We start from the raw sequence: 9337 nt of genomic DNA, 5'->3' as shown, positions 1-9337 counted from the left end.
CGCATACCCTCGCTGCCATGAACCGCCCCGTCGGCACCGCGACCCGCGGGACGACCAACCCCAACCGGCTGCGCCGCATGGACCGCTGGATCGCCCACGCGCACGGCCCCGCCCTGCGCCGCGCCGACTGCGCACCCGTCGCGGTCGATCTCGGTTACGGCGCGGCCCCGTGGACCGCGGTCGAGCTGCTGCGGCGACTGCGCACCGCGGATCCGCGGTGCCGGGTCGTCGGCATCGAGATCGACCCGGCCCGGGTCGCCGCCGCCGAGCCGTACGAGCGCGACGGGCTCACCTTCCGCCACGGCGGCTTCGAGGTGCCGACGGCTGACCGGCCGGTGCTCATCAGGGCGGCGAATGTGCTGCGCCAGTACGACGAGTCCGAGGTCGCCGCGGTGTGGGCTCGGCTGTGCGACCGGCTCGCGCCGGGCGGGCTGCTGGTCGAGGGGACGTGCGACGAGATCGGGCGGCGGCACGTGTGGGTGGCGCTCGGCCCGGAGGGGCCGCGGACGGTGACCTTCGCGACCCGGCTCGGCTCACTCGAACGCCCCTCCGACCTCGCCGAGCGGCTGCCCAAGGCGCTCATTCACCGCAATGTGCCGGGCGAGCCGGTGCACGCGTTCCTGCGGGACTTCGACCGCGCGTGGGCGGCCGCCGCTCCGTACGCCTCACTCGGCGCGCGGCAGCGCTGGATCAGGGCCGTGACGGATCTGGCGGGCGCGTGGCCGGTGACGGACGACCGGAGACGGTGGCGGCAGGGCGAGGTCACGGTGGAATGGGCGGCGCTTGCCCCGAAGCCGGGATAATCCGGTAATCGGGACGAGGAGCGCCTGCGCCACGATCGGGTGAACCGGCCGAACACGGGCACGCACGCGGTGCGTTGCTCGTCAGTCGAGGAGAGGGGATCGGCGGGCGCGCTGTGGGGCGGGGTGATGTGTGGGGGTGATGCGCGTGCCGAACTGCCGATCGACTCTGTCACTTTTGCGTGCGTCATGACACCATCACGTCGTCACTCAGAAGTTACTGACGGTTAATCACATCCGACTCGCTCCGCACAGCGGCCGGATGCCAGGCGCTCGTCCGAAGGGGGAGTCGTGAACCGACGCCACTGTGCCACTGCCGCGATCACACTGGTCTGCGCTCTGACGCTGCTGACGTCTCCCGGGCCGGCCTTCGCGGCCCCTGAGCCGGCCCCGACGACCCCGGCGTCCGTCACACAGCCGAACGCGCCCGCGCCGCCCGCCCCGCCCGCGGCGAACTCGTCGCTCGAGGAAGTCCGCCTGCAGATAGACGGCCTGTACCGCCAGGCGGCGTCCGCGACCGACGCGTACAACCTCGCGGAGGAGCAGACGCAGCAGCAGTCGGCCGAAATCGTGAAGCTGGCGCAGGAGATGGCCAAGGGGCAGGCCCGGATCAAAGAGCTGAAGAACCGGGCGGGCGCCGCCGCCCGTGCCCAGTACCGAGGGGGCGGCCTGCCGCCGGAGGCTCAGCTGGCGCTCGTCGACGACCCCCAGCTCTTCCTGGACGGCGTCGGCCGGATACAGCAGGGCCAGAAGGCCACCAAGGACCTCATCACCGAACTGACCCGGACCCAGGCCGATCTTGCGACCTACACCAAGGACGCCAGCGCCCAGTGGGAGCGGCTGGAGAGCAACCGCACCAAGAAGGAAAAGGCCAAGAAGGAGATCAAGGAGAAGATCGCCGCGGCCAAGAAGCTGGAGGACCGGCTCGAGAAGGAGGAGCTGGCGCGACTGCGGCAGTTGGAGCAGCAGGCGCAGCAGAGGGCCCAGTCGGCCTGGCTGGACTCGGGCATCCTGCAGGGCGTCGGCGGCACCGCGAGCGAACAGGGCCGCAAGGCGGTCGAGTTCGCGACGCGCCAGCTCGGCAAGCCGTACGTGTGGGGCGCCGAGGGCCCGGGCTCGTACGACTGCTCCGGACTCACGTCACAGGCGTGGGCCGCGGCGGGGCGGGGCATCCCGCGCACCTCGCAGGAGCAGTGGCGGCTGCTGCCCCGGATCGACATCAAGAACATGCGGCCCGGCGATCTGATCATCTACCACTCGGACGCCAGCCATGTGGGCATGTACGCCGGCAACGGCACGATAATCCACGCGCCTCGACCGGGAAGACACGTGACCGTCGCGGGCGCCGGCTCCATGTCCATCCTCGGGGTCGTACGCCCCGACAAGTGACGCAGACCACCGAGGACTCCTGCACCGTACGGCGGTACGTCCCCGCGTGACGCGCGCCACGTGGGGATCGGGGCAATAGGGGCAGGCCGGGTGATGTTGGTCATGCCGCACCTGGCAACTACGCCCCCATGCGCGGCATATGCCAACGGCTCTTTGCTGATCACCATTCCGTTCGGCTGCCCCGTACCGCTATGGTCCCCGTCTGGCGGGACGTCGATCGTCGCCCTGCCCGCCCTCGGGGGGAGGGAAGGAACAGCACCGATGCCCGTACCCGTACCGCGACAGAGGAACGTCCCCGTCGCGGAGAGCGCCCCCGGCGGAGCCGGCGGCGACCTGACGCTTCTGGTCGTCGAGGACGACCCCGCGGGCACCCTGAACGTCCCCGAGCTGCTGGACGACACCGGCACGCGCGTCCGGATCCGCACCGCCCGGAATCTCACCGAGGCGGAACGGCTGCTCACGGACGACGTGCACTGCGTCATCGTCGACCTCGCGCTGCCCGGCCGCGCGCAGGACGACGCCCTCGGCGCGCTCAAGCACGTCCTGCGCCTCGCGCCCCGGCACGCCGTGCTGGCGCTGACCGGATCCGGCGACGTGGAGCTGGCGGCGGAGGCGGTACGGCTCGGCGCCCAGGACCACCTCGTGCGAGAGGAGCTCGACGGACGCCTGCTGACCCGCGCGGTGCGGTACGCGGTGGAGCGCAAACGGGCCGACAGCGTGCAGGTGAAACTCGCCGAGTCCCGGCTGCGCGCCCAGGAGAACGCCCGGCTGGAGCGCGGCCTGCTGCCCACCCCCCTGTTGGAAGGCTCCGACCTGCGCTTCGCGGCGCGCTACCGCCCCGGCCGCTCCCGCGCCCTGCTCGGCGGCGACTTCTACGACACCGTCCGCACCCCGGACGGCACGGTCCACGCCATGATCGGCGACGTCTGCGGCCACGGCCCCGACGAAGCGGCGCTCGGCGTGGAGCTGCGGATCGCGTGGCGGGCGCTGACGTTCGCCGGCCTGTGCGGCGACGACCTGCTCTCCACACTCCAGCAGGTGCTGGAGCACGAGCGGGAGAGCGACGAGATCTTCGCGACGCTCTGCACCGTGGACATCGCGCCGGACGGGCGCCGCGCCGGGCTGTGCCTGGCCGGCCACCCCAGCCCGCTCATCGCCCGCCACGGCCGTGCGGCACAGCTGCTGCCCTACGACGACGGCGGCCCGGCACTGGGCCTGCTGCCGCGCGCCCGCTGGCCGCGCCGGCAGGTGGAGCTGGGCGGCTCCTGGAGCCTGATGATGTACACGGACGGGCTCATAGAGGGCCGCAAGGGCCCGGACACCAAGCAGCGACTGGGCCAGGAAGGCATGGTCTCGATGATCGACCGCCAGCTCGCGGCCGGCCTGGAGGGCGAAGCGCTGCTGGAGGCGGCCGTCGGCGAGGTCCGCGAGCTCAACGGCGGCGACCTGACGGACGACGTGGCGGTGCTGCTGCTCAGCCGGAACGACGCCCGCCGCTGAGGCGGTGTGACGCCCGCCGCTGAGCCGGTGTCGCGCCCGCCGCTGAGCCGGAGCGTCCACCGTCGGCGGACCGCCCGCCGCTGAGGCGGGAGCTGCCATCGGCCACGGTGCCGTGCGGTGCGGTTACCGGCCGCCGTTGTACGGGCCGTACGGGCCGTCGCTGCTGGAACCGCCGGAGCGCCTGCCGCCGCCTCCCGAGGTCTGCTGCAGCGCGGGGCGCACGTCGACGAAGAACACGATCGAGGCGATCAGGCCCGCGATCTGCAGGAACAGCATGGGGATGAACAGGTTCACGGCGACCGCGACGCCGAGGACGACCATCCAGAAGGGCTTGGTCTTCTTGTCGGCGGCCCGATAGGCGTCCTCACGGGCCAGGGCGGCCATGACGAACGCGGCCACGGAGGTGACGAGGAAGACCAGACTGACGATCATCCAGAGTCCGAAGTCGAAGTTGTCAGCCAGCATCCTCAGCACCGCCTATTGAGTGGGTTGGTGTCACCTGCCTCGTCGGCCAAGGTACCTCTGTGGGGCACCCGGGCGCGATGAACGTGCCGGACGCCGCGTCACCGCGGCGCCCGCGCATCGCTCACTTCCCGGCCGGCGGCGTGCTCTTCTTGGCGGCCGGCTTGCGTGCCGTCGTCCTGCGGGCGGCCGGCTTCTTGGCCTCCGCGGCCTCCGGCTCCGTGGCCGTCGCGGAGCCGGCGGAGGCCGCGGGCTCCGACTGCGGCTCGACTGCGACGGCGATCTCGGTGATCTCCTCCGCCGCCTCGCCGCGCCACGCCCGCACCGTCTGCTCGCCGTGCTCGGCGACCTTCTCGTACGTCTCACGCGCCTTGACCGCGTACTCGGCGGCCACGCCGACGCTGCGCAGCGCCAGGTCCTGAGCGCTCTCGCCGAGCTTCTTCAGGTCGGTGTCGAAGGTGCCGAACACCTCGGCGACCTTGGCCTGCACGGTGGCCTGCGCCTCCTTGGCCTGCGTGGTCACCTTCTCCTGCACGGCCTTGGGGTCCGTGTTGCGCACGGCGTCGATCCGGGCCGGCGCCTCGGCGGCGAGCTGCTCGATCAGTACCGGCACCTTCCTGGCCTGCTGAACGGCGAGGTCCGCGGTACCGGCGGCGAAGTAGAGGGGGGTCGGGTCGGTGAGGGTCTTACGCAGGTCATCGGTGATGGCCATGACTGTGGTCCTCCCGGAACGCAGATCAGTTCATTTCGTTTTCGGTCCGGCATCGCCCGGCTCGTCGGCCGTGCGGGGGCCGTCAGCGGCGGTGTCCTGGGCGGCGTCCGGCGACGCGTCCGCGACGCCGGCGGTCTCGAGCCCGTTCTCCTTGCGGAAGGACTCGTAGATCTGCAGAAGCACCTGCTTCTGGCGCTCGTTGATGGAGGGGTCGGCAAGGATGACGGCACGCGTCTCCAGCTCGTCCCGCTCCTGCTCGTCGAGGATCCCGGCCCGCACGTACAGCGTCTCCGCGGAGATCCGCAGGGCCTTGGCGACCTGCTGGAGGACCTCCGCGCTCGGCTTGCGCAGCCCGCGCTCGATCTGGCTCAGATACGGGTTGGACACCCCGGCGGCGTCGGCGAGCTGCCGCAGGGACAGCTGCGCGGTGCGCCGCTGTTCGCGGAGGTACTCACCAAGATTGCCGACGTTGAGCGATGCCATATGCCGATGATGCCCGGCGCTTGCTAACTTTTGCAAGCACCTGCTTGCAAAAGTGTTCCTCGCAACACTCGCCCGGCCTACTGAGGCACTGAGACCGCACGGAACCCCGGTGACGGCGAGGGGGTGCTGCTCCAGCGTTCGACTCATGGCCACTCCGGACAGCGACGTCGACGAGCAGGGAGCCGGCGAAAACTCGCTGGCCTCCCGCCCCACCCGGCGGTCAGACTGCCGGGCGTGACGCTTCACGCGAATGAGATCCCGGGCGACGAGACGCTCGTCCGGTCACTGCTGAAGGCGCAGCGCCCGGAGTGGGCCGACCTGCCGTTGTCGCCCGCGGGCGCGGGCACGGACAACACCATGTACCGGTTGGGCGACGACCTGCTCGTGCGGCTTCCACGCACCGCCGACCACGGACCTTCCCTGCGCAAGGAACAGGAATGGCTTCCCCGCCTGGCGCCCCTCCTGCCGTGTCCGATCCCCGAGCCCGTCCACGCCGGGACGCCCACCGACGCCTTCCCGCTGGTCTGGTCGGTCCACCGCTGGATCGACGGCGAAGAGGCCGGCCCCGACACCGTCCGGGACTGGGCCGCCTTCGGAGCCGACCTGGCGGCGGTCGTGCGGGAGCTCCATCGCATCGACCTCATGGGAGCGACTCGCGCCGACGGCCTCAGCTGGTACCGCGGCGGCAGCCCGGTGCCGTGCGACGAGTGGGTCAGCGGGTGTCTCGACGAGTGCCGGACCATCGTGGGCTCCGAACTCGACGTCGACACTCTGGAGCAGTTGTGGCGAGCAGCGCTCGCCCTGCCGGAGCCCGCCGGGCCTCACGTGTGGCTCCACGGCGACCTCAAGCCGACCAACCTCCTGGCCCGGGACGGCAGGCTCCACGCGGTCATCGACTTCGGAGGACTCTCCGTCGGCTTCCCCGACGCCGAGCACGCCACCATCTGGGACTTCCCGCCGCAGGCACGGCAGGCCTACCGGGACGCCTTGGACCTCGACGAGGTGACCTGGACCCGCGCCCGTGCCTGGGCCGTCGCGGTCGGCGTCAGTGGAGTCTCGTACTACTGGCACACGTTCCCCGCCTTCGTCGCCGAATGCCGGGCACGCCTTGAAGCGATCCTCACTGACGCCGCTGCGCGCTGAGCGGCCTGACGGCCCGGGAGGGGTCAGTCCTTCCGGTCGGCCTCGCGGGCCGCGCGCTCCAGCCGGCTGCGGTGGTTCTCCCACCAGGCCGCGTCGCCCGGCGGCATGCTGTCCTTGCCGTCCTTCATCCCCACGGCACCGTCCATGAGTTCCCGCAGGATGTCGGCGTGTCCCGCATGCCGGTTCGTGTCGGCGACCACGCGCACCACGGCATGGTGCAACGTCACCTCGGCCCGGTGGCTCGGCCACCACGGCACCCTGCCGGTCGTGTCCAGGGGCAGCGCGTCGATCGTCGCGTCCGCGTGTGCCCACGCCCGGTGGTAGAGCGCCACGATGTCCTCGCTCGACTCGTCGGCGGTGACCCACATGTCCGCGTTGGGCTCGGCACCGTCCTCGACCCAGGGCAGCGACTCGCCGGACAGGCGTCCGAAGGTGTCGCCGAGGTACCCGAGCTCCACACCGGCCAGGTGCTTCACCAGGCCCAGGAGGTTGGTGCCGGTCGGCGTCATCGGGCGGCGGATGTCGTACTCGGAGAGACCTTCGAGCTTCCACAGCAGCGCATCGCGGGCGGACTGCAGATAGGTGTGAAGATCGGCCTTGGGGTCTGTTGCGGTCATGGGGCCAGTCTGCGGCTCGCGCGATCTTTGTCCACCGCGTTTCCTGTGCGGCAAACGGTAGGAGCTGGACGCAAACAGGGCCGCGGCGCCGCGAGTTCGGCTGGATCGCGAAGCTTCACGGCAGCCGCCGGACTCCTGCGGCGTACGCCGGTCCGTCAGTAGCGTGCAGCCCATGAACGGGTACGGGGACACGCACTGCGCACAGGACCACGGGCCGGGCTGGGATTCGACCCGCGCCTGGGTCGAGAAGCAGCTCGGCGCGGGTGAGCGGATCGACGGCGTCGAGCGGCTCGTCGGCGGATGGACGTCGACGATGCGGCGGCTGCGCGTCACGGGGGCGACGGCCGGCGACGGGCGCACGCTGGTGCTGCGTTCGTTCGTCAGGCCCTTCTATCTCCGGCACGCGGCAGGGCTGCTCACCCGCGAGGCGGACATCCTGCGCCTGCTCGGCCCGACGGCCGTACCGGCGGCGGAGCTGTGGGCCGTCGACGCGCTCGCCTTCGCCCCGGACGCGGAGAAGGTCGCCGTCCCCTGGCGGGAGTGCGGCCGTACCGACTTGACCGCCCCGCTGCTCACCCGCCGCCTCGAGGACTATCTCGAAGCACTGCTCCGCCGCTACGGCTGAGGGTCCCCGCCGGCCGACGTCAGGAGGGCCATCTCGTCGTCCGAGAGCCGCAGGGCGCCGGCTGCCACGTTCTCGGTCAGGTGGGCCGGGTTGCCGGTGCCCGGGATCGCCAGCACGTGCGGGCCGCGCCGCAGGGTCCAGGCGAGCCGGACCTGCGCCGGGCTCGCGCCGTGGGCGCGGGCGACGGCGAGGACCTCGTCGCTCTCCGTACCGCTCACGCCGGCCTCGCGCCCCGCGCCCGCGACGGCGAAGAACGGCACGAACGCCACGCCCTGTTCACCGCAGGAGTCGAGGAACGCGTTGTGCTCGGGCGAGGCCCCCACCCCGAACGGGTTCTGTACGCAGACCACCGGCGCGATGGCCTGCGCCTCCGCCAGCTGCCGCGGCCTGACGTGGGAGATGCCCAGGTGCCGTACGAGTCCGGCGTCCCGCAGCTCGGAGAGCGCCCCGAAGTGGTCGGCGAGGGAGCCGTTCTCCTGGCTCCGCGGCAACCGGAGGTTCACCACGTCGAGGTGGTCGCGGCCGAGTTGCCGCAGATTCTCCTCCACCTGGCCGCGCAGCTGCTCGGGCCTGGCCCACCACCACTCCCCCGACGTGTCGCGGCCCGGCCAGACCTTGGTGGTGATGACGAGGTCGTCCGGGTACGGCGCGAGCGCCCGGTTGATCAGCTCGTTCGCGGAGCGCGTGGACGAGAAGTAGAACGCGGCGGTGTCGATGTGATCGACCCCGAGCTCGACCGCCCGCCGCAGCACCGCGACGGCCCGGTCCCGGTCGCTCGGGCTCCCGTCCGCCTTCGCCGTCAGCCGCATCGCGCCGAACCCGATCCGGTTGACCTTCAGGCCCCCCAGCGTCCAACTCCCGGCCGCCGCCGCGTCGATCGTCTCCGTAGCCATCCCGGGAGTCTGCCACGCGGCCCCGCCGGCCCCCGGAGCCGGCCGGGTGCGGTCCGCGCGCTTCCGCCTCTGTGATCGCCGCCGGTCGGCGGCGGCCCTACCGGACCCCGGTACGCAGCTGCGCGAAGGCCAGCTCCGCCGCCGCCAGCGCGTCCGGCACCACGTCGGCCGCGGGTTCGCCCGACTCGATGCGCCGCCAGTTCTCCTCCGCGAGGATGCGCTGCACGGCCACGATCTGAGCCGCCGCGAGGCGGGCGGGAAGCTCCTCCGCGCCCGCGCCCGCGCCGCGCAGCGCCTGCGCGAGCACGTGCTCGGCTCTGTCCCGGTAGGCGTGGAGCCGTGCCACCAGGCTCGGCGTGCCGTAGAGGAGCCGGTGGAAGGCGAGTACGCCCTGTTCGTCGTTCAGGCCGGTCGCCGGGTCGCGCCGGGACAGTCCGTCGAGGAAGTGGCGGCGCAGGGCCTCGAGCGGCGCGACGCCGGCCGGCCGGGCCGTGACCACGCGCGCGGCCTCGTCCTCGTGGTCGGCGAACCGGTGCAGCGCGAGGTCCTCCTTGGCGGGGAAGTACCGGAACAGCGTCGGCTTCGAGACGTCCGCCGCGGCCGCGACCTCGGCGACGGAGACGGCGTCGAAGCCCCGTTCGAGAAAGAGCGCGATCGCGGCGTCCGAGATCGCCCGGTACGTGAGGCGCTTCTTGCGCTCCCGCAGCCCCATC

General features: G+C 72.1%; 10 protein-coding genes and 1 pseudogene. 5 read left to right on the top strand and 6 right to left on the bottom strand.

Going from position 1 to position 9337, the window contains the following annotated elements:
- The first annotated feature begins 17 nt into the window (after positions 1 to 17).
- The 3 genes from ACFYOP_RS05815 to ACFYOP_RS05805 all read left to right on the top strand — a co-directional run bounded on the left by ACFYOP_RS05815 (position 18) and on the right by ACFYOP_RS05805 (position 3689).
- Complete coding sequence (locus tag ACFYOP_RS05815) at positions 18 to 803, top strand: class I SAM-dependent methyltransferase (RefSeq protein WP_356898710.1); 786 nt, start codon at positions 18 to 20, stop codon at positions 801 to 803.
- 288 nt (positions 804 to 1091) lie between these two features.
- Entirely contained in the window at positions 1092 to 2189 is a 1098-nt protein-coding gene (locus ACFYOP_RS05810; protein ID WP_356898709.1) for an NlpC/P60 family protein, read from the top strand.
- Positions 2190 to 2450: 261 nt separating this feature from the next.
- Complete coding sequence (locus tag ACFYOP_RS05805; RefSeq protein WP_356898708.1) at positions 2451 to 3689, top strand: SpoIIE family protein phosphatase; 1239 nt, start codon at positions 2451 to 2453, stop codon at positions 3687 to 3689.
- A 123-nt stretch (positions 3690 to 3812) separates the two neighbouring features.
- Here the strand turns inward: ACFYOP_RS05805 and ACFYOP_RS05800 are convergent, their stop codons facing one another.
- From ACFYOP_RS05800 to ACFYOP_RS05790, 3 genes are all read right to left on the bottom strand, one after another.
- Positions 3813 to 4154 (bottom strand): DUF2516 family protein, encoded by a 342-nt coding sequence (locus ACFYOP_RS05800; RefSeq protein WP_356898707.1) that lies wholly within the window; start codon positions 4152 to 4154, stop codon positions 3813 to 3815.
- Between the two features lie 121 nt (positions 4155 to 4275).
- Positions 4276 to 4863: a hypothetical protein gene (locus ACFYOP_RS05795; protein ID WP_356898706.1), complete on the bottom strand. Its 588-nt coding sequence runs from the start codon at positions 4861 to 4863 to the stop codon at positions 4276 to 4278.
- Between the two features lie 30 nt (positions 4864 to 4893).
- Positions 4894 to 5346 carry a helix-turn-helix transcriptional regulator gene (locus ACFYOP_RS05790; protein WP_356898705.1) on the bottom strand — a complete coding sequence of 151 codons (453 nt, stop codon included), beginning with the start codon at positions 5344 to 5346 and terminating at the stop codon, positions 4894 to 4896.
- Positions 5347 to 5580: 234 nt separating this feature from the next.
- Between ACFYOP_RS05790 and ACFYOP_RS05785 the strand changes: the two genes are divergently transcribed.
- Complete coding sequence (locus ACFYOP_RS05785) at positions 5581 to 6489, top strand: aminoglycoside phosphotransferase family protein (RefSeq protein ID WP_356898704.1); 909 nt, start codon at positions 5581 to 5583, stop codon at positions 6487 to 6489.
- A 23-nt stretch (positions 6490 to 6512) separates the two neighbouring features.
- Here ACFYOP_RS05785 and ACFYOP_RS05780 read toward each other — a convergent pair whose 3' ends face one another.
- Entirely contained in the window at positions 6513 to 7106 is a 594-nt protein-coding gene (locus ACFYOP_RS05780; protein ID WP_356898703.1) for a DinB family protein, read from the bottom strand.
- Between the two features lie 172 nt (positions 7107 to 7278).
- On the opposite strand from ACFYOP_RS05780, the pseudogene ACFYOP_RS05775 reads away from it, so the two are divergent.
- Positions 7279 to 7605 (top strand): annotated as a pseudogene (locus tag ACFYOP_RS05775) (hypothetical protein); the annotation flags it as partial.
- A gap of 116 nt (positions 7606 to 7721) precedes the next feature.
- Here the strand turns inward: ACFYOP_RS05775 and ACFYOP_RS05770 are convergent.
- Positions 7722 to 8624, bottom strand: coding sequence for an oxidoreductase (locus ACFYOP_RS05770; protein ID WP_356898702.1), 903 nt, complete (start codon positions 8622 to 8624; stop codon positions 7722 to 7724).
- 97 nt (positions 8625 to 8721) lie between these two features.
- The gene (locus ACFYOP_RS05765; RefSeq protein WP_356898724.1) at positions 8722 to 9336 is read right to left on the bottom strand and encodes a TetR family transcriptional regulator; all 615 of its coding nucleotides are present in this window, start codon (positions 9334 to 9336) and stop codon (positions 8722 to 8724) included.
- Position 9337: the final 1 nt, after the last annotated feature.

This window comes from Streptomyces sp. NPDC006294, assembly GCF_042870895.1.
Classification (GTDB): domain Bacteria; phylum Actinomycetota; class Actinomycetes; order Streptomycetales; family Streptomycetaceae; genus Streptomyces.
This window is presented reverse-complemented; position numbering and strand designations above follow the sequence as displayed.